Genomic DNA, 19,743 nt, shown 5'->3' with positions numbered 1-19,743 from the left:
CCTCCACTCAGAATTTGTAACCGCGATGCAGCGCGACGACACCCGCCGTCATGTTGAAGTATTCAACGTTCTCAAATTCTGCATCCTGCATCATGGCTTTTAAGGTGTCCTGATCCGGGTGCATGCGAATTGATTCCGCCAGATAGCGATAGCTTTCCGCGTCGTTTGCCACCAGCTCGCCAATACGCGGCAGCACGTGGAAGGAATAGGCGTCGTAGGCTTTGCTCAGCGGGTCGATAATCGGTTTAGAGAACTCGAGCACCAGCAGGCGTCCACCCGGCTTCAGCACGCGGTACATGGAGCGCAGCGCTTTTTCTTTATCGGTGACGTTACGCAGACCGAAGGAAATAGTGATGCAGTCAAAGGTATTGTCCGGGAACGGCAGCGCTTCGGCGTTGGCCTGCACGTATTCCACGTTACCCACCACGCCGATGTTACGCAGCTTTTCGCGTCCCATTTTAAGCATGGAGTCATTAATATCAGCCAGTACAACGCGACCGGTTTCACCCACCAGACGGGAGAATTTCGCCGTCAGATCGCCCGTACCGCCAGCCAGATCGAGAACCGTTTGTCCACGACGCACACCGCTGCAGTCAATGGTGAAGCGCTTCCACAAGCGATGAATGCCGAACGACATCAAGTCATTCATCACATCGTACTTCGCCGCCACGGAATGAAATACGTGGGCCACCATGTCAGCTTTCTGCGCTTTGGCTACTGTCTGAAAGCCAAAGTGCGTCGTGTCTTGTGAATCGTCAACCATCTCAGAGCCTGCTAATCAGTCAAATGTTCGTGAAGTGTAACAGATTGGGCGCAATTGCCCTACGATTCAACCACCGCGAAAGAAACGCGCCGGCTGTTCATCTGGCGATAAACCTGCCGCTAAATCGTTGTCCTGGCTGAGGGTATTTTGTTCATCCCTGCCCTCACGCAGACGGAACTCTTCGTCCTGCGCTGTCGCCTGTTCGACCAATTCCGGATTAATCTCGCGTTTAACCTCCACCCCCAGGCTGCGGAATGCTTCAGCCTGCGCAAGCAGGTTGCCACGCCCCGAGGAGAGCTTTTTCATCGCCTGGCGGTAGTTATCCTGCGCACGGTCCAGGCTTTGTCCGACGGAAGACATATCGTCCACGAACAGACGCATTTTGTCGTACAGCTTGCTGGCGCGATCGGCAATCTGCTGGGCATTGCGGCTCTGGTGCTCATAGCGCCACAGGTTGGCAATGGTCCGCAAGGCCACTAACAGCGTGGTGGGGCTGACCAGCATAATGTTATTTTTCAGCGCTTCAGTGATAAGCTCAGGCTGTCTGTCGAGCGCCAGCAAAAACGCGGGTTCGACCGGGATAAACATCAGCACGTAGTCCAGCGAGCGCAGCCCCGGCAGCTGCTGATAATCCTTTCTGCCCAGCAGGCGAATATGGTTACGCACGGAAGCAATGTGCTCCTGCAGCGCCGATTCGCGCGTGTAGTCATCTTCGGCATTGAAGTAACGCTCATAAGCCACCAGCGTCATTTTGGCGTCAATGACCACATCTTTGCCCTGTGGCAGCCGCACAATCACATCCGGCTGCATGCGCGAGCGGGCGTCGTTTTCGATACTTACCTGCGTTTCGTATTCATATCCTTCCCGCAGGCCGGAGGCTTCCAGCACGCGGGTAAGTACCACTTCCCCCCAGTTACCCTGAGTTTTGTTATCGCCTTTCAGCGCCCGCGTCAGGTTGACCGCCTCCTGTGCCATCTGCGCATTCAGCTGCTGAAGATTGCGAATCTCATGGGCCAGCGTGTGGCGCTCGCGGGCTTCCTGACCAAAGCTGTCCTGCACCTGACGGCGAAAGCCGTCCAGCTGTTCGCGCAGCGGCGTCAGGAGGCTGTTCAGGCTCTGGCGATTCTGTTCGTCAACGCGGCGGTTGCTGTGCTCGAAAATGCGGTTAGCGAGGTTCTCAAACTGCTCGCTGAGGCGCTGCTCGCTGTTGATCATCTGGCGGATTTTGTCTTCGGCGTGCAACTGAGTGGACTCAAGGCGGGTAGTCACTTCGCGGAGATCGGCCTCCAGCGAGGTATTGATATCACGCAGGTTACGCAGTTCGTTATTGAGCAGCTCGCACTCGTCGCGCCAGTGGTCGCTCAGCGCAACCTGTTGTTTTGCCGCGCTAAGCTCGGCGACGATCTCTTCCCGCTCAGCCAGCTGCTCGGCTTTCTGCTGCGCGTGCTGGTAACTGGAAATCAGCCAGCCTATCCCTACGCCCGCCAGCGCAATCACCGCATAAATCAGGATTGAGATATCCACAATGCCCCCTGCATCAACGTATTACCCGCACAAAATAAGATTGTGCTGTATAAACGTCCAGTTTGAAAGGGTTTTCCTGCGAGGCGCTACGCAAAAAATAAAGGCCGAACGCGTCGGCCTTTTATCTCAGAGAGGAGAACTAGATCAGGCGGCGAGCCGCTTCAACCACGATTTTCACCGCATGACTTTCGGTCTGCTTCATGGTTTCGGCGTTCGGGATCTCCTGCTGGGTACGGTTGACGATAACGCCCGCCACCATACCGGCACGCAGACCCTGGCTTGCGCACATGGTCAGCAGCGTTGCGGATTCCATTTCGTAGTTCATCACGCCCATAGACTGCCACTCTTCCATTGAGCCTTTGAAGCGGCTTACCACGCGGCCAGAGAAGGTGTCGTAACGCTCCTGGCCCGGGTAGAAGGTATCGGAAGAGGCGGTTACGCCCACGTGAGTGGTTGCGCCCACGGATTTCGCCGCTTCAACCAGCGCGGTGGTGCACTCGAAATCAGCCACTGCCGGGAATTCCATCGGCGCAAAGTGCAGGCTCGCGCCGTCCAGACGCACGGACGCGGTCGTCACCAGCACGTCGCCGACGTTGATGTGCGGCTGAATAGCGCCGGTGGTACCGATACGCAGGAAAGTACGAATGCCCAGTTGCGCCAGCTCTTCAACCGCAATCGAGGTAGACGGGCCACCGATACCGGTAGAGCACACAATCACCGCTTTGCCATCCAGCTCTGCGCGCCAGGTGGTGAATTCACGATGGGCAGCCAGCTTGACCGGCTTATCCATCAGCGCGGCGATCTTTTCCACACGCTCCGGATCGCCAGGGACGATAGCGAGCGTAGCCCCTTGTAAATCGTTTTTAGTGAGGCCGAGATGAAAAACATCAGACTTAGACATAGGTGACTCCTCTGTGGGTCGGTTAGTCAGAAGAAGTAAAACGGTACTTTACAGAAGCAGTAAGCATATTTTCGTGACGCACCTCACCATGAATGAAAATGATTACATTGAATTTCCATAAAAAAGTGATTTACATCACATTAACAAGTTATATCGCCAGGTGCTGCACAAAAGATAGACCGTTTAAGGCACTGTGAGTTGTTAACCTGGTGTCTATATTTACCTTTGCGCTAACTCATTGGTACGGAGAATGCCATGACTGAAAAAATCGGTTTTGCACCTGCTGCGGCCCCACATGCTTCAACCATCGTGTCGACGCCAGAAGCGGCAATTACCGCGGGTGAGACCTCCATTCCCTCGCAGGGGGAGAATATGCCTGCTTATCACGCACGGCCAAAATCGGCAGAGGGCCCGCTGCCCATCGTGATTGTGATTCAGGAGATATTTGGTGTTCACGAACACATTCGCGACCTCTGCCGCCGGCTGGCGCTGGAAGGGTATCTGGCCGTTGCGCCAGAGCTCTACTTCCGTCAGGGCGATCCGAACGACTACAGCGATATTCCAACATTGCTCAGCAACCTGGTCAGCAAAGTCCCGGACGCGCAGGTGCTGGCCGATCTCGATCACGTCGCCAGCTGGGCGGCGCGCAACGGCGGCGATCCGCATCGTCTGCTGGTCACCGGTTTCTGCTGGGGCGGACGCATTAGCTGGCTGTATGCCGCGCATAACCCGCAGCTCAAAGCCGCTGTCGCCTGGTACGGCAAACTGGTGGGTGAAAAAACGCTGAATTCACCGAAACATCCCGTGGATATCGCCACCGAGTTAAATGCCCCCGTGTTAGGGCTTTACGGTGGACAGGACACCGGTATTTCGCTTGATTCGGTAGAGACCATGCGCCATGCGCTCCGTGCGGCCAATGCGAAGGCGGAGATCGTGGTGTATCCGGATGCCGGGCATGCGTTTAACGCGGATTATCGTCCGAGCTATCACGCTGAATCGGCTAAAGATGGCTGGCAGCGGATGCTGGCGTGGTTTAGCCAGTACGGCGGTAAGAAGGCGTAATAACAAAAAAGCCCGGTGGCGGCTACGCCTTACCGGGCAATCCAGCACCTACGCCTGACGCAAATTCTGCGCCGCCTTCACCATGTTGGCGAGCGCCGCGCGCGTCTCTGGCCAGCCGCGAGTTTTCAGTCCGCAGTCCGGGTTCACCCACAGGCGCTCTGCAGGGATGCGCTGGGCCGCTTTTTTCAGCAGGGCTTCAATCCACTCCACGCTCGGGACGTTCGGAGAATGAATGTCGTACACGCCCGGCCCGATTTCATTCGGATAGTCGAACTCTTCAAACGACTCCAGCAGCTCCATGTCTGAACGCGAGGTCTCGATGGTGATTACGTCAGCGTCCAGCGCGGCAATCGAATCCATGATGTCGTTAAATTCGCAGTAACACATGTGGGTGTGGATCTGGGTATCGTCCTTAGCCACCGCAGCGTTGATGCGGAACGCTTCCACGCCCCACTGCAGGTAAGCATCCCAGTCGCTGCGGCGCAGCGGTAAACCCTCGCGCAGCGCCGGTTCGTCAATCTGGATGATGCCAATCCCCGCAGCTTCCAGATCCGCCACTTCATCACGCAGCGCCAGCGCAATCTGTTTGGCAATGGTCTCGCGGGTCACGTCTTCACGCGGGAACGACCAGCAGAGAATGGTAACCGGGCCGGTGAGCATGCCTTTCACCGGCTTGTCGGTCAGGGACTGCGCGTACTTCGCCCACTCAACCGTGATCGGTTCCGGACGGCTGACGTCACCGATGACCACCGGCGGCTTCACGCAGCGGGAGCCGTAGCTCTGCACCCAGCCGTTTTGGGTAAAGACGAAGCCGTCCAGGTGTTCACCGAAGTATTCCACCATATCGTTACGCTCGGCTTCGCCGTGCACCAGCACGTCCAGCCCCAGGCGCTCCTGCTCGATAATCGCCTGCTTGATGTGTTCCGCGATGCCGGTGCGGTAGTGGTTCGCATCCAGATTGCCCTTTTTGAAGTCCAGACGCAGGCCGCGGATCTCCGTAGTCTGTGGGAAGGAGCCGATCGTCGTGGTCGGCCACGCGGGAAGGTTGAAGCGGGCGCGCTGGGCTTCGGCACGTACCTCATACGGGCTCTGGCGCTGGCTGTCCTGGGCGGTGATGGCCGCCAGACGTTTTTCCACCGCCGGGTTGTGCACGCGGGACGAGTGACGACGCGCCTGGATCGGAGCGCTCCACTCGGTGATCGCCGCCGTGTCGCCGCTGTTCAGCGCGTCGCGCAGCAGTGTTAGCTCTTCGCATTTTTGCAGGGCGAAGGCAAACCAGCTTTTCACTTCAGGGTCGAGGCGGGTCTCCACGCTGAGATCGATTGGGCTGTGCAGCAGCGAGCAAGAGGATGCAACCCACAGCTCACGTTTGCCGACGATGTCTTTAATCTGTGCGTATTTTTCGGTCAGATCGGCGCGCCAGACGTTACGGCCGTTGACCAGACCGGCGGAGAGCAGCCAGTCTGCGGGCAGGCGCTTGTGCAGTTCCACCACATCGTCCTTACCGTGAACCAGGTCAACGTGAAGGCCCTGAACCGGCAGCGCGGTAATGGTCTTCAGGTTCGGCGTCACGCCTTCGAAATAGGTCGTGAGCAGGAGTTTTACCTGTCCGGCGAGCGCGTCATACGCCGGTTTGAAGGCATCGAGCCAAACCTGGGGAAGCTCCAGCACCAGCGCAGGCTCGTCGATTTGCACCCACTGGATACCGCGCTTGCCCAGCTCAATCAGCACCTGCTTATAGACCGGAAGAATATCGTTCAGCAGGCTGAGGCGGTCAAACTGCTCGCCCTTCACTTTACCCAGCCACAGGTAGGTTACCGGCCCCAGCAATACGGGCTTCACCTGGTGTCCCAGCGCCAGTGCTTCATCCACCTCCTCCAGAAGCTGCGTCCAGGTCAGCTTAAACTGCTGGCCTTTGACGAACTCCGGCACCATATAGTGATAGTTGGTATTAAACCACTTGGTCATTTCCGCCGCTGCCGCTGGCTCACCCGTTGGTGCGCGGCCACGGCCGATGCGAAACAGGGTATCAATATCCACCGATCCATCTTTGTTCTGATGACGAGCCGGTACGTTGCCAAGCAGCAGGCTGGTCGTCAGAACATGGTCGTACCAGGCGAAGTCGCCCACCGGCAGCAGGTCAATGCCCGCCTGTTTTTGCTGATCCCAGTGGCGGGCGCGCAGCTCCCGCCCCACCGCCAGTAGTTCTTCACGGGAGGCGTTGCCCGCCCAGTAGCTTTCTTGCGCTTTTTTCAACTCGCGACGCAGGCCAACGCGAGGGAAACCGAGAGTGTGATTGCGGATTGTCATGGTGTGCCCCTTGTGAAATTCGTTATTTAGACGTCCAGATGTTTACACTTCTATAATTGGCAGGTACTGTATATTCCTCAAGCGCAAAATGTTCATGGCGGAGTGAAGGACTTTCATGATCGAGATTAAACACCTGAAAACGCTACAAGCGTTGCGGAACTGCGGTTCGCTCGCGGCGGCTGCGGCCACGCTGCACCAGACCCAGTCCGCCCTTTCTCACCAGTTCAGCGATCTGGAACAACGCCTCGGATTTCGTCTTTTTGTGCGTAAGAGCCAGCCCCTGCGCTTTACGCCGCAGGGTGAAATTCTTCTTCAGCTGGCGAATCAGGTGCTGCCGCAGATCGCCAGCGCGCTGCAGGCGTGTAACGAGCCGCAGCAGACCAAACTGCGCATCGCCATTGAGTGCCACAGCTGTATTCAGTGGCTGACCCCCGCGCTTGAAAACTTTCGCCAGAAGTGGCCGCAGGTGGAGATGGACTTTAAATCCGGCGTGACGTTCGACCCGCAGCCTTCGCTCCAGCAGGGCGAACTGGATCTGGTGATGACGTCCGACATCCTGCCGCGCAGCGGCCTGCATTATTCACCGATGTTCGATTATGAAGTGCGCCTGGTGCTGGCGCCGGACCATCCGCTGGCGGCCAAAACGCGCATCACGCCGGAAGACCTGGCGACGGAAACGCTGCTAATTTATCCGGTCCAGCGCAGTCGTCTGGATATCTGGCGCCACTTCCTGCAGCCAGCAGGCATTAGCCCGCAGCTGAAAAGCGTGGATAACACCCTGCTGTTGATTCAGATGGTGGCGGCCAGCATGGGGATTGCGGCGCTGCCGCACTGGGTGGTGGAGAGTTTTGAACGCCAGGGTCTGGTGGTCACCAAAACCCTGGGAGAAGGACTGTGGAGCCGGCTGTACGCCGCCGTGCGCGACGGAGAGCAGCGTCAGCCCGTTACGGAAGCGTTTATTCGCTCAGCGCGGAACCACGCGTGCGACCACCTTCCGTTTGTGCGGAGCGCGGAGCGACCCAGCGGCGATGGACCCACAGCGAAGCCAGGATCACCGCTCCCCCAATAAGGAAGCTCGGCCAGTGCGGCTGTTCCTGCCAGATGGCGAGGTTCACCAGCAGCCCCGCTGGCACATGCACGTTGTTCATGATCCCCAGCGTCCCGGCGTCGACCTGCGTAGCGCCGTAGTTCCACATGAAGTACCCCAACCCTGACGCCACCACGCCCAGCCAGACCAGAACGCTCCACTGCACGTTGGTGGTCGGCAGCTTTTGCGGGTTGCCGAGCAGAAACCACGCCGCCACCGCGACAATCGCCGCACCCATATAGAACCACGCAAACGCGTTGTGCTGCGGCATAGGGCGGGTTTCCATCAGGCGTTTGTAGCCTACCATGCCGATAGCAAAGCTGATATTGGCGAGCTGGACGAACATCAGCCCGGTCCAGAAGTGATCGCTTACTTTGTCATAGCGAATTATCGCCGCACCGACCACCGCCAGCGCGGCGCTCAGCAGGTATCCCCAGCGCAGACGGCGTCTGCTGAGCAGGTCGTAAATCAGCGTGATATAGAGCGGCGTCAGCACGGTAAAGAGCAAGAATTCAGAGACGGACAAGTAGACGTAAGCCCGGAAGCTAAACAGATACATGATGCCGAGCTGCATCGCGCCCACCAGCATGTAGAGCAAAATGGTTTTCAGCGATTGCCCGCGCGTGCGCAGGAACGGCAGGAATACCAGCGCCGCCAGCCCCACGCGCATCAGCACCGAGAAGTAGCTGTCGACCGAACCGGCAAGGTATTCGCCAATCAGGCTAAAGGAGAAGGCCCACAGGATAGTGGTGATAATGAGTAGCGCCACAATGCTTGTCTCTCAGAAAGAAGGAGAGGCATTGTAGCGAACTCTTTAGTTGACAACTGAGCAATAAACAACCAAATGAAGATTATTCAAGGAAAAGCTTGCGCAGATACTTCGGTACCGCGTTGTCTGCGTTGGTGCCGATCACTTCCAGCTCCGGGTGCAAATCTTTCAGACGCTGGTGTGCGTTTTCCATAATGCAGCCCTTGCCTGCCATCGAAAGCATCTCGGCGTCGTTCATGCCGTCGCCGAAGGCGATACAGTCCTTCAGCTCAAAGCCCAGTCGTTTCGCGACGGCTTCGAGCGCGTGGCCTTTTGAGACGCCCCCGGCCATTACTTCCAGACAGGTCACGGTGGAGAAGCTCACGTTGACGCGATCGCCCCATCGGGCGTTGATCGCCTGTTCCAGCGGCAGCAGCTCTTCGTGGCTGTCGCAGGTGAAGAACACCTTGCTGATCCCCTCTGGATCCAGCAAACCCGGCTCATAAAGGGAGTAGTTGAATACCGCTTCCCTGAAGAAACGCATTTCATCCGGGCGGTGGCGATTCATGAACCATTCGTCGTCGCGGTAAACGTTAGTGACGATAGCCGGGTTGTTATGCACCACGCCGAACAGATCGGCGGCAATATCGCGATCCAGGTTGTGCGTAAAGATCAGGTTGCCGTCGGTATCATGCACGCGCGCACCGTTGGAGGTGATCATGTACGACTTGATCTCAAGGTTATCGCGGATCTGCCCCACGTCCACGTGGTGGCGGCCGGTGGCAAACACAAAGTTCACACCACGGGCGGTCAGAAGCTTTAAGGTCTCTTTCGCGTAAGGCGACAGGGTGTGGTCGGGGGAAAGCAGTGTGCCATCTAAATCAGATGCAACAACCTGGTACATAGGGATTTCAACCTCTGGTGGAAAACAATAATCAATTATGCCTGTTGAAAAATTCAACAATGGCGTTAAGCGCGACTGAGCGCATAGCGTCCTTTTCAAAAAGGATCTCATGGAACGCGCCGTTGATGACCAGCGGTTTACCCCCTTCGCAGGGGTGCCCCGCCGCAGCGCGCAGTTCACAATAGCGGTCATGCATGCGGTTATCCACCACACGCTCTTCTTCCGCCTGAATCAGAAGCGTCGGCGTGTCATCATCGCCTACGCCCGCCAGCACCTGCTCACCAGCCAGAATACCCTCCCGCACCCAGTGCCAGGTCGGGCCGCCGACGCGCAAGCGCGGTTCATCGGCATAAAAGCGCAGGTTGCGGCGATAGCGCTGCCGACTGTGGGTCAAGACGTTGATGGCGAACGGCAATGCGCGCCAGCGTCCGGTTCCGATGGCATAGCCTTCACGAATGCGCTGATGGCCCTCAGCCCAGTCGAGTAGATGGCGCACCATCCAGTCGGGGAAGCGAATAACGATACCGTACATCGGCGCGGTAAGCGCAATGGCGTCGCACTGGTGCTCATACCGCTGCAAAAACAGCGTCGAAATGGCACCGCCCATGGAGTGGGCAAGGATATACCGCTTGCGCCAGGGGCCGGGCTGCAATTCCTGCTGCCAGAATGCGGCAAAATCGTCGACGTAATCGCTGAAGCGATCCACGTGCCCACGGTGCGTGTCGGGCAGCATACGCCCGGACAGCCCCTGCCCACGGTGGTCGATGATCAGCACATCAAAACCCATATGGACCAGATCGTAGGCCAGTTCGGCATATTTAACGTAGCTTTCGATACGCCCAGGGCAGACCACGATCACCCGGTCATTTTTTTCATTGCGGAAACGAACGAAGCGCACCGGGATGCCCCCGACGCCGGTAAACTCGTCTTCCTCGCGCTGCCGCCAGAAATCGGTCAGCGGCCCCATTGAGAAAGCAGCAAATGCGTTTTCTCGTGTTTCCCAGTCCTTTTTCTGCTGAAACATTGGGTTTCCACTCACGTAATCCAGGGAATATCGTTTTTTTTCGTCACTGGTCACAAAATGACTCAACAATAGCGTATTGTGGCATAAAAATAGACGGTTCGGGAGTTTCAAATGACCTTCGAGTGGTGGTTCGCCTATCTGCTGACATCCGTAATCCTCAGCCTTTCACCCGGCTCTGGCGCCATTAACACCATGACCACCTCCATCAACCACGGCTATCGCGGTGCGGCGGCGTCGATTGCCGGTTTGCAGACCGGGCTGGGCATTCATATTGTGCTGGTCGGGATTGGTCTGGGGACCCTGTTCTCCCGCTCCGTGCTGGCCTTTGAAGTGCTGAAATGGGCCGGGGCGGCGTATCTGATTTGGCTCGGTATCCAACAGTGGCGCGCGGCAGGCTCCATCAACCTGAATACGCTCGCTCAGACGCAAAACCGCGGCCATCTGTTTAAGCGCGCGGTGTTCGTTAACCTGACCAACCCGAAGAGCATCGTTTTCCTCGCCGCCCTGTTTCCGCAGTTTATCGTGCCGCATCAGCCCCAGGTGATGCAGTACGTGGTGCTGGGTGCGACCACGATTATTGTCGATATCATCGTGATGATTGGTTACGCGACGCTGGCGCAGCGAATTGCGGCGTGGATTAAAGGGCCTAAGCAGATGAAGGCCCTGAATAAAGTTTTTGGCTCGCTGTTTATGCTGGTTGGCGCGCTGCTCGCGTCAGCGCGTCATGCTTAGCGAGAAATGATGAGATGAATGCCGAAGCCGGCGAACAGCGCGCCGGCGAAGCCGTCGATCCACTTCGCGATACGCTGGTAGCCGCGGCGCATCGCCGGTAAGGCGAACAGGCTGGCCACAATGGTAAACCAGGCAAAGGTTTCAACGACGATCAGCAGGAAGATGCCCCAGCGTGCGCCCGCGCCGACGCTGTCGCCGACAAACAACGAGAACACGGAGCCGAAATAGATAATCGCTTTCGGGTTCGCCAGGTTGGTCAGCAGCCCTTTTACAAAGCTGCGTCCGCCCGTTGCCAGCTCTACTTTTGGTTCTTGCGGTTTTTGCTCTTCTTTCTTCAGCGCCCCGCGCAGCATCTGGTAGCCCATCCAGCACAGGTACAGCCCGCCGCCAACCATAATGATGTTATGCAGCCAGGCCATCTTCGCCAGGATCAGGTTCAGACCGAGCAGCGCGACCGCCGCCCAGACCATAACGCCCATGGTGATACCGAGCACGCCCATCATCGCTTCTTTGCGGGAGCGGCTGACGGCCGTTTGCGACACGAAGAAAAAGTCAGGGCCGGGGCTCATCAGCGCAACGATGTGCACTAACGCCACGGTGAGAAATAGCATTAACATAATTAGCTCGCGGGGAAATAATTTAGTGAGTCATCATCCTGGCACTTTTTCGCCCGGCTGACTACTCCTCATCATCACCATCAACGTGGGAACGGATGAGCGCCATAAACTCTTTACCAAAGCGCTCCAGCTTGCGCGTGCCGACGCCGTTGACGCTGAGCATTTCGCTGGCGCTAAGCGGCATCTGCTCGGCCATCTCGATCAGCGTCGCGTCGTTGAACACCACGTAAGGCGGGATATTCTCTTCATCGGCGATGGCTTTACGCAGCTTGCGCAGTTTGGCGAACAGCTTGCGGTCGTAATTGCCGCCGTACGATTTTTGCATCACCCGCGGCTTGAGGGCGACCACGCGCGGCACGGCGAGCTTGAGTTCAACATCACCGCGCAGTACCGGACGCGCCGCTTCGGTCAGCTGCAGGGCGGAGTGCTGGGCAATGTTCTGCGTGGCAAAGCCGAGGTGGATCAGCTGACGAATAATGCTGACCCAGTGCTCGTGGCTCTGGTCTTTACCGATGCCGTAAACCGGCAGCTTGTCGTGGCCCATGTCGCGGATACGCTGGTTATTGGCACCGCGCAGCACTTCTACCACGTAGCCCATCCCGAAGCGTTGATTCACGCGGTAAATGGTAGAGAGCGCTTTGCGCGCGTCCATCAGGCCATCGTACTGCTTCGGCGGATCGAGACAGATATCGCAGTTGCCGCACGGCTCCTGTCGCCCTTCACCAAAGTAGTTGAGCAGCACCAGACGGCGGCAGGTTTGCGCTTCAGCGAAGGCGCCCATCGCGTTGAGCTTGTGGCGCTCGATGTCCTGGAGCTGGCCCTGTGGCTTCTCTTCCAGACAGCGGCGCAGCCACGCCATATCGGCCGGATCGTAAAACAGCATCGCTTCCGCCGGCAGACCGTCACGCCCGGCGCGGCCGGTTTCCTGATAGTAGGATTCGATATTGCGGGGGATGTCGAAGTGCACCACAAAGCGCACGTTCGGCTTGTTGATGCCCATCCCAAATGCCACCGTCGCGACGACGATTTGCAGGTCATCGCGCTGGAATTTCTCCTGCACGTCGGCGCGGATGTGGTTCTCTAACCCGGCATGGTAAGCAGCGGCGCTAAAGCCGCGGTTTTGCAGACGCGCGGCGGTGTCTTCCACTTTAGCACGGCTGTTGCAGTAGATGATGCCGGACTTGCCGCGCTGCTCCTGCACGTAGCGCAGGAGCTGCTCCAGCGGCTTGAACTTTTCCATCAGCATATAGCGGATGTTAGGGCGGTCGAAGCTGCTGACCTGAATATACGGGTCGTTCAGCCCCAGCAGGCGAACGATATCCAGACGCGTGGTGTCATCTGCCGTGGCGGTAAGCGCCATAAACGGCAGCTCGGGGAAGCGCTGACGCAACTGGCCGAGAGCGGCGTATTCCGGGCGGAAATCGTGTCCCCACTGGGAGATACAGTGCGCTTCATCGACCGCCAGCAGGACCGGGTTCCAGTGCGCCAGGTGATCGAGGAAGTTATCCAGCATCAGGCGCTCTGGCGCGATATACAGCAGGCGAATCTGCCCGGTGCGGCACCCGGCCATGACCTCTTGCTGCTGCTCGCGGGTTTGCGTCGAGTTCAGACAGGCCGCCGCCACGCCGTTGGCGAGCAGCTGGTCCACCTGGTCTTTCATCAGGGAAATGAGAGGCGATACCACGACCGTCAGGCCGTTCAGCACCAGCGCGGGCACCTGATAGCAGAGAGATTTACCGCCGCCAGTCGGCATTACTACCAGACAGTCCCGGCCTTCCAGCACGGTTTCAATGATGGTTTCCTGGCCGGGGCGGAACTGCTGGTAGCCAAAGGTTTCATGCAAAACCTGTTTAGCCAGCGACTCCTGATTCAATACTTCCGCCTGCGCCACGTTAACCCCATTTGCGAAAAATAAAACAGGCGCTATTTTCAGCGCCTGAGAGAGAAACTTCAACGTTTAACGCAAAAACATTCGAGCAGCCTAGAGAATATCGTTCAGCATTACGCCTACGCCAACGCGAGTCTGGTTAAAGTTGTAGTCGATCAGCGACTCGCCATAGCCGCTATACACCTGGGTATAGAGACGCACGTGCTTCGTCACCGGATAGCTTAAGCCCACTTCAGCACCGCCGTAGCCAGTGTTCCAGTTGTACTGGCCTTTCGCGCTCAGCACGGCGTCGCCTAACTGGTAGCCGACTTTGAGCTGGTAGTAGCCCATATATTTGGTAATGTCCGGGTTATCATCCGTGCTGCCGACCACGTACCATGGCTTCACTTCCACCATCCAGTTGCCGTTCTGCGCCATCAGGCGCGTATAGGCACGGTTCCAGCTGCGTGAAGTAGGGTCAGACCGGCCGTTAGAGTCGTGATTAAAACCGACCTCAACGTCACGCAGCGTCCAGCCAGCAAATTCATAATCCGTTGCGAAGCCGAGGAAGAGCTGCGGCTCATAGTTGGTTTCACGGAACGGTGAGGATTCGCCGCTGTTAGAGAGCTGCCACCAGGATTTCTGCGTGTAAGAGGCACCGAGCACCGAGTTCGGCCCCAGAATACCGCGCCAGAACGGGAACGCGAGGCTGAGCTGGAACTTCACCTCATCCTTACGCGCATTATCAGACCAGTTATAAGAGCTTATCGCCTCTTTGTTGAGATCGCTGGTCTGGGTATAAATCACGTAGTTCGTGTCATACGGGTAGAGCGTGAACGGGTTGTCATGCTCCTGAAGCATATTGGCGATAATGCTGCCCTTAACGGCAGGCTTATCATGGACTTCTTTGATCGTCGCTTCCTGCGCATATGCTGTGAGGGGCAGCGCAACCGCCGCCAGTAACCAGGCCAGATACGTCCGCATCGGTGGTGTTCTCCTGCAAAGAGTAAAATTACCTGAATAGTTATGAGGCGAACATTCTACAGACTTCTGCGATAACTGCTGCATCCTCGTTTCTGAAAGTGGAATTCCTTATTGCCGAGGCATAAAATCAACATTTCATTAACAATAAGGATGTGATGCCTCATGTCAGCCATGCTTACCGCCGAAGAAGTGTTAAAACTCGTGGGCGAGATTTTTGTTTACCATATGCCGTTTAACCGTGCGCTGGGACTGGAGCTGGAGCGTTACGAGAAAGAGTTTGCCCAGTTAAGCTTCAACAACCAGCCGATGATGGTGGGTAACTGGGCGCAAAGTATTTTGCACGGCGGGGTGATTGCCTCCGCGCTGGATGTGGCGGCAGGCCTGGTCTGCGTGGGCAGTACGCTGACCCGTCATGACACCATCAATGAAGACGAACTCCGCCAGCGTCTGGCGCGCATGGGCACTATCGATCTGCGCGTCGACTATCTTCGCCCGGGCCGCGGAAATCGCTTCACCTGCACCAGCAGCCTGCTGCGCGCGGGGAATAAAGTTGCCGTGGCGCGTGTTGAATTACACAACGAAGAACAGGTGTATATCGCCAGCGCAACCGCTACTTATATGGTGGGTTGAGACGGCAAAATCGGGTAAAATTGATTCACTTTTTTGTAACGGATTTTCCCGATGGATGCTAAACAGACGCGGCAGGGCGTTTTACTCGCCCTTGCCGCTTATTTTATTTGGGGTATCGCCCCGGCGTACTTCAAATTTATCGCCTATGTACCGGCCGATGAGATCCTCACTCATCGCGTCATCTGGTCGTTCTTCTTTATGATCGCGCTGATGAGCATCAGCCGTCAGTGGTCCGGTGTTAAAACGCTGCTCAAAACCCCGAAAAAGGTCCTCCTGCTGGCGCTCTCTGCGGTGCTGATTGGCGGAAACTGGCTGCTGTTTATCTGGGCGGTGAATAACCACCACATGCTTGAAGCAAGCCTCGGTTATTTTATTAACCCGCTGGTGAACATCGTGCTGGGGATGATTTTCCTCGGTGAGCGCTTCCGCCGGATGCAGTGGGTGGCAGTGATTCTGGCCTTCTGCGGCGTGCTGGTGCAGCTCTGGACGTTTGGCTCGCTGCCAGTTATCGCCCTCGGTCTGGCGTTCAGCTTTGCCTTCTACGGCCTGGTGCGTAAGAAGATTGCGGTGGAAGCCCAAACCGGGATGCTGTTTGAAACCCTGTGGCTACTGCCGGTGGCGGCGATTTATCTCTTCGGTATCGCCGACAGCCCCACCAGCCATATGGGCAGCAACACGTGGTCGCTGAACCTAATGCTGATGGCGGCGGGTGTGGTGACCACCATTCCGCTGCTGTGCTTTACCGGTGCGGCGACGCGCCTGCGTCTCTCCACGCTGGGCTTCTTCCAGTACATTGGCCCGACGCTGATGTTCCTGCTGGCGGTGGTGTTTTACGGCGAAGTGCCGGGTGCGGATAAGATGGTGACGTTCGCCTTTATCTGGGTGGCACTGGCGATTTTTGTCGCGGATGCGATTTATACCCAGCGCAGGGCGCGCAAAGGGCTGTGATGTTGCCCTCACCCTAACCCTCTCCCACAGGGAGAGGGAATTCGATCGTAGGGCGGGTAAGCGCAACGCCACCCGCCAGATTTTACAGCCAGTTACGACGCTTAAAGTAGAGATACGGCGCCAGCCCGGCGAGGATCATGAAGATAATCGCCCCCGGGTAGCCAAAGCTCCACTTCAGCTCAGGCATAAACTCAAAGTTCATCCCATAGCTGGACGCCACCAGCGTCGGCGGCAGGAACACCACGGACACCACCGAGAAGATCTTAATGATGCGGTTCTGCTCGATGTTGATAAAGCCCATCGCCGCCTGCATCAGGAAGTTCACCTTCTGGAACAGGGATTCGTTGTGCGGCAGCAGGGATTCGATATCGCGCAGGATCTCACGCGCCTGTTCCAGCTGACCGCCCGGCAGACGCGCCTTGCGTACCAGGAAGTTCAGCGCGCGCTGGGTATCCATCAGACACAAACGCACCTTCCAGCCGATATCCTCCAGCTCTGCCAGCGTTGACAACGCTTCATCGTACTCATCGCCCTGATGGCCTTCCATGATCACGCGGCTCAGCTTTTCCAGATCGCTGTAGATGTTTTCAATTTCGTCCGCCAGCTGTTCAATTTTGGTCTCGAACAGATCGAGCAGCAGCTCGTAAGCATTACCGTCCACCATCGCCTGGCTGCGGGCGCGCATGCGGTAGAGGCGAAATGCCGGCAGCTCACGCTCGCGCAGAGTGAACAGACGACCGTCGCGAATGGTAAACGCCACGGTGGAGTTACCCGCGTGGTCTTCTGCATCTTCAAAGAAGAAGAAGGAGTGAATGTGCAGGCCGTCTTCATCTTCAAAGAAACGCGCGGAGGCTTCGATGTCTTCCAGTTCCGGGCGGGTTGCCAGGCTTTGCCCCAGCTCAGATTGTACGCGAAGGCGCTCATCGTCGTCCGGCTCGACCAGATCCACCCATACGGCATCAATGAGGGGCTGTGACTCTTCGGCTTCAAGCCGAGTCAGTCGGTTATTTTCGAGTTGAAATGCGCTCAACATGACCGGGACTCCCAATGCAAAAAATATCGGACAGTTCGGTGGGCACACAGAAACAAATTGGGTTTCAGACCATTAAACAGCCTGACTCAGCGCGACGGGAATAATGCAGTCGCTGACAACCACTAAGGCCATCAGCAAGAGGAGATAGCCTTAGGAGTTGTTCCTGGATGACAGGGAATTGAGCCAGTATCTACTGGGTGTGTCCAAGGCGAATGTCCTCTTAGCGTAATCGTGCGCGCATGTTACGCCAGCTATAACTGTGGCGTCAACACGCAACGGAACGCTGAAGGGCATTAATTGACCTTCAACGTATAAGGCTAGCAGATTATTACAAAATAATGATATTTTTCTGAATGTTAGACTGTTTCCAGCTTCGCATAGGCCGCCACCAGCCATTTAATCCCCTGCCCCTGGAACGCGACCTGCAGGCGGCTGTGCTCGCCGCTGCCTTCCAGATTCACAATGGTGCCTTCGCCAAACTTCGAATGGCGCACGCGCTGGCCAAGCTTATAACCGGTGTCGGTTTCAGAGATCGGCGACCCCATGCGCGGATGGCTAACCGGGCGGCTGATGCTGGCGCGCAGACGCACCTCCTCCACGCACTCCTCCGGCAGTTCGCCGATAAAGCGCGACGGACGGTGATAGACCTCTTTACCGTACAGGCGGCGGGTTTCCGCGTAGGTTAGCGTTAGCTTTTGCATCGCACGCGTCACGCCCACGTAGGCCAGTCGACGTTCCTCTTCCAGACGCCCGCCTTCATCCAGCGACATCTGGCTCGGGAACATTCCTTCTTCCATCCCGACGATGAACACCTGCGGGAACTCCAGACCTTTGGCGGAGTGCAGGGTCATCAGCTGAACCGCATCCTGCCAGGTGTCCGCCTGCCCTTCACCCGCTTCCAGCGCGGCGTGGGAGAGGAACGCCTGCAGCGGCATCAGATCTTCGTCTTCTTCGTTATAGCTGAACTGGCGCGTTGCCGTGACCAGTTCCTCTAAGTTCTCAATACGGGTCTGGCCCTTCTCGCCTTTTTCCTGCTCGTACATGGTGCGCAGGCCGGAGTCTTTAATCACCCGGTCGGTCTGCACGTGCAGCGGCATGTCGGCGGTTTCCTGCGCCAGGGCGTCGATTAATTCCAGGAAGCGCTGCAATGCGCTGGCGGCACGTCCGGCGAGGGCTTTTTCCTGGAGCAGCTCGCGGCACGCCTGCCACAGCGTCAGCTGGCGATCGCGCGAGGCCTGACGCACTACGTCCAGCGTACGGTCGCCAATGCCGCGCGTCGGCGTATTGACGACGCGCTCAAACGCCGCGTCGTCGTTGCGGTTAGCGATCAGGCGTAGGTATGAGAGCGCATCTTTGATTTCCTGACGCTCGAAGAAGCGCATGCCGCCGTAAATGCGGTAAGGCATGCTCACCTGCAGCAGCGCCTCTTCCAGCACGCGCGACTGGGCGTTGCTGCGGTAGAGAATAGCGCACTGCTCCAGCGCGCCGCCGTTGTCCTGCCAGGTTTTGATGCGGTTCACCACGAACCGGGCTTCGTCGAGCTCGTTGAAGGCGCAGTAAATCGAAATCGGTTCGCCGTCGACGCCGTCGGTCCACAGCTTTTTCCCCAGACGCCCGTTATTATTCTCAATCAGGGCGTTGGCCGCGCTCAGGATGTTGCTGGTTGAGCGGTAGTTCTGCTCCAGACGAATGGTTTCCGCGCCGGGGAAATCGTTGAGGAAGCGCTGGATGTTCTCCACCTGCGCCCCGCGCCAGCCGTAGATCGACTGGTCGTCATCGCCCACGATCATCACCTTGCCGGTATCCCCCGCCAGCAGGCGGATCCACGCGTACTGGATGTTGTTGGTATCCTGGAATTCGTCCACCAGGATATTGGTGAAGCGTTCGCGGTAGTGCTGCAGGATGTGCGGCTTGTTGAGCCACAGCTCGTGGGCGCGCAGCAGCAGCTCGGCGAAATCCACCAGGCCGGCGCGATCGCACGCTTCCTGGTAGGCCTTGTAGACGTTCTGCCAGGTCTGCTCGACCGGGTTGCCGAAGCTCTGAATGTGGTGCGGGCGCAGCCCCTCGTCCTTCTGGCCGTTGATGTACCACATCGCCTGACGCGGCGGCCACTGCTTCTCGTCGAGATTCATCGCCTTGATCAGGCGCTTCAGCAGACGGAGCTGATCTTCGCTGTCGAGGATCTGGAAATCCTGCGGCAGATTGGCGTCCATATGGTGCGCGCGCAGCAGGCGGTGCGCCAGGCCGTGGAAGGTACCAACCCACATGCCGCCCTGGCTGGTGCCCATCAGTTGGGCGATGCGGTGGCGCATCTCCGCCGCCGCCTTGTTGGTAAACGTGACCGCCATGATGGAGTACGGCGAGCAGTTCTCCACGCTCTGCAGCCAGGCGATGCGGTGAACCAGCACGCGCGTCTTACCACTGCCCGCCCCAGCCAGAACCAGCAGGTTGGTGCGCGAGGCGGCAACCGCGTCACGCTGTTTGTCATTAAGGCTGTCGAGCAGGTAAGAAACGTCCATTGGCACCGTCACATAGTCTTCAGGAACACAGCAAAGCGCCCGGTGGCGCTTCGCTTACCGGGCCTACAACTGCAAACCCCTGGTAATTTA

General features: G+C 57.6%; 18 protein-coding genes. 5 read left to right on the top strand and 13 right to left on the bottom strand.

Annotated elements, in window-relative coordinates; all coding sequences use genetic code 11:
• Positions 1 to 7: 7 nt before the first annotated feature.
• The 3 genes from ubiE to udp all read right to left on the bottom strand — a co-directional run bounded on the left by ubiE (position 8) and on the right by udp (position 3,188).
• The gene (gene ubiE / locus URZ40_RS16190; RefSeq protein WP_028014779.1) at positions 8 to 763 is read right to left on the bottom strand and encodes a bifunctional demethylmenaquinone methyltransferase/2-methoxy-6-polyprenyl-1,4-benzoquinol methylase UbiE; all 756 of its coding nucleotides are present in this window, start codon (positions 761 to 763) and stop codon (positions 8 to 10) included.
• A gap of 66 nt (positions 764 to 829) precedes the next feature.
• Positions 830 to 2,287, bottom strand: a complete 1,458-nt coding sequence (gene rmuC / locus URZ40_RS16185) for a DNA recombination protein RmuC (RefSeq protein WP_116343714.1) — start codon at positions 2,285 to 2,287, stop codon at positions 830 to 832.
• A 139-nt stretch (positions 2,288 to 2,426) separates the two neighbouring features.
• The gene (gene udp, locus URZ40_RS16180; RefSeq protein ID WP_003860792.1) at positions 2,427 to 3,188 is read right to left on the bottom strand and encodes a uridine phosphorylase; all 762 of its coding nucleotides are present in this window, start codon (positions 3,186 to 3,188) and stop codon (positions 2,427 to 2,429) included.
• Between the two features lie 255 nt (positions 3,189 to 3,443).
• On the opposite strand from udp, the gene URZ40_RS16175 reads away from it, so the two are divergent.
• On the top strand, positions 3,444 to 4,250 hold the full coding sequence (locus tag URZ40_RS16175) for a dienelactone hydrolase family protein (protein WP_320720838.1): 807 nt from the start codon (positions 3,444 to 3,446) through the stop codon (positions 4,248 to 4,250).
• A 48-nt stretch (positions 4,251 to 4,298) separates the two neighbouring features.
• Here the strand turns inward: URZ40_RS16175 and metE are convergent, their stop codons facing one another.
• Positions 4,299 to 6,560, bottom strand: a complete 2,262-nt coding sequence (gene metE, locus URZ40_RS16170) for a 5-methyltetrahydropteroyltriglutamate--homocysteine S-methyltransferase (RefSeq protein ID WP_302220923.1) — start codon at positions 6,558 to 6,560, stop codon at positions 4,299 to 4,301.
• Between the two features lie 115 nt (positions 6,561 to 6,675).
• Between metE and metR the strand changes: the two genes are divergently transcribed.
• Positions 6,676 to 7,629, top strand: coding sequence for an HTH-type transcriptional regulator MetR (gene metR, locus URZ40_RS16165; RefSeq protein WP_116343712.1), 954 nt, complete (start codon positions 6,676 to 6,678; stop codon positions 7,627 to 7,629).
• Here metR and URZ40_RS16160 read toward each other — a convergent pair.
• From URZ40_RS16160 to pldB, 3 genes are all read right to left on the bottom strand, one after another.
• Positions 7,517 to 8,416, bottom strand: a complete 900-nt coding sequence (locus URZ40_RS16160) for a carboxylate/amino acid/amine transporter (protein WP_316380878.1) — start codon at positions 8,414 to 8,416, stop codon at positions 7,517 to 7,519. The genes metR and URZ40_RS16160 overlap by 113 nt on opposite strands.
• Before the next feature lie 82 nt (positions 8,417 to 8,498).
• Positions 8,499 to 9,299 carry a sugar/pyridoxal phosphate phosphatase YigL gene (gene yigL / locus URZ40_RS16155; protein WP_045336944.1) on the bottom strand — a complete coding sequence of 267 codons (801 nt, stop codon included), beginning with the start codon at positions 9,297 to 9,299 and terminating at the stop codon, positions 8,499 to 8,501.
• 31 nt (positions 9,300 to 9,330) lie between these two features.
• On the bottom strand, positions 9,331 to 10,323 hold the full coding sequence (pldB, locus tag URZ40_RS16150) for a lysophospholipase L2 (protein ID WP_116343710.1): 993 nt from the start codon (positions 10,321 to 10,323) through the stop codon (positions 9,331 to 9,333).
• Positions 10,324 to 10,434: 111 nt separating this feature from the next.
• Between pldB and rhtB the strand changes: the two genes are divergently transcribed.
• Complete coding sequence (gene rhtB, locus URZ40_RS16145; RefSeq protein ID WP_316380874.1) at positions 10,435 to 11,055, top strand: homoserine/homoserine lactone efflux protein; 621 nt, start codon at positions 10,435 to 10,437, stop codon at positions 11,053 to 11,055.
• Here the strand turns inward: rhtB and rhtC are convergent.
• The 3 genes from rhtC to pldA all read right to left on the bottom strand — a co-directional run bounded on the left by rhtC (position 11,052) and on the right by pldA (position 14,523).
• Positions 11,052 to 11,672: a threonine export protein RhtC gene (rhtC, locus tag URZ40_RS16140; protein ID WP_116343709.1), complete on the bottom strand. Its 621-nt coding sequence runs from the start codon at positions 11,670 to 11,672 to the stop codon at positions 11,052 to 11,054. The two genes, rhtB and rhtC, sit on opposite strands and share 4 nt — an antisense overlap.
• 61 nt (positions 11,673 to 11,733) lie before the next feature.
• Entirely contained in the window at positions 11,734 to 13,563 is a 1,830-nt protein-coding gene (gene recQ / locus URZ40_RS16135) for an ATP-dependent DNA helicase RecQ (protein ID WP_320720836.1), read from the bottom strand.
• Positions 13,564 to 13,653: 90 nt separating this feature from the next.
• Complete coding sequence (pldA, locus tag URZ40_RS16130; protein WP_061096767.1) at positions 13,654 to 14,523, bottom strand: phospholipase A; 870 nt, start codon at positions 14,521 to 14,523, stop codon at positions 13,654 to 13,656.
• Between the two features lie 162 nt (positions 14,524 to 14,685).
• On the opposite strand from pldA, the gene yigI reads away from it, so the two are divergent.
• The gene (gene yigI, locus URZ40_RS16125; protein WP_028014789.1) at positions 14,686 to 15,153 is read left to right on the top strand and encodes an acyl-CoA thioesterase YigI; all 468 of its coding nucleotides are present in this window, start codon (positions 14,686 to 14,688) and stop codon (positions 15,151 to 15,153) included.
• A gap of 51 nt (positions 15,154 to 15,204) precedes the next feature.
• Positions 15,205 to 16,101 (top strand): EamA family transporter RarD, encoded by an 897-nt coding sequence (rarD, locus tag URZ40_RS16120; protein WP_116343708.1) that lies wholly within the window; start codon positions 15,205 to 15,207, stop codon positions 16,099 to 16,101.
• A gap of 82 nt (positions 16,102 to 16,183) precedes the next feature.
• Here rarD and corA read toward each other — a convergent pair whose 3' ends face one another.
• From corA to uvrD, 3 genes are all read right to left on the bottom strand, one after another.
• Positions 16,184 to 17,134: a magnesium/cobalt transporter CorA gene (gene corA / locus URZ40_RS16115; protein ID WP_008501540.1), complete on the bottom strand. Its 951-nt coding sequence runs from the start codon at positions 17,132 to 17,134 to the stop codon at positions 16,184 to 16,186.
• Positions 17,135 to 17,284: 150 nt separating this feature from the next.
• On the bottom strand, positions 17,285 to 17,341 hold the full coding sequence (gene ysgD, locus URZ40_RS16110; protein WP_212743980.1) for a YsgD/CorL family protein: 57 nt from the start codon (positions 17,339 to 17,341) through the stop codon (positions 17,285 to 17,287).
• 149 nt (positions 17,342 to 17,490) lie between these two features.
• Complete coding sequence (gene uvrD / locus URZ40_RS16105; protein WP_045631335.1) at positions 17,491 to 19,653, bottom strand: DNA helicase II; 2,163 nt, start codon at positions 19,651 to 19,653, stop codon at positions 17,491 to 17,493.
• Positions 19,654 to 19,743: the final 90 nt, after the last annotated feature.

It is taken from the genome of Enterobacter sp. 296B2 (assembly GCF_034106185.1).
Taxonomy (GTDB): domain Bacteria; phylum Pseudomonadota; class Gammaproteobacteria; order Enterobacterales; family Enterobacteriaceae; genus Enterobacter; species Enterobacter cloacae_N.
This window is presented reverse-complemented; position numbering and strand designations above follow the sequence as displayed.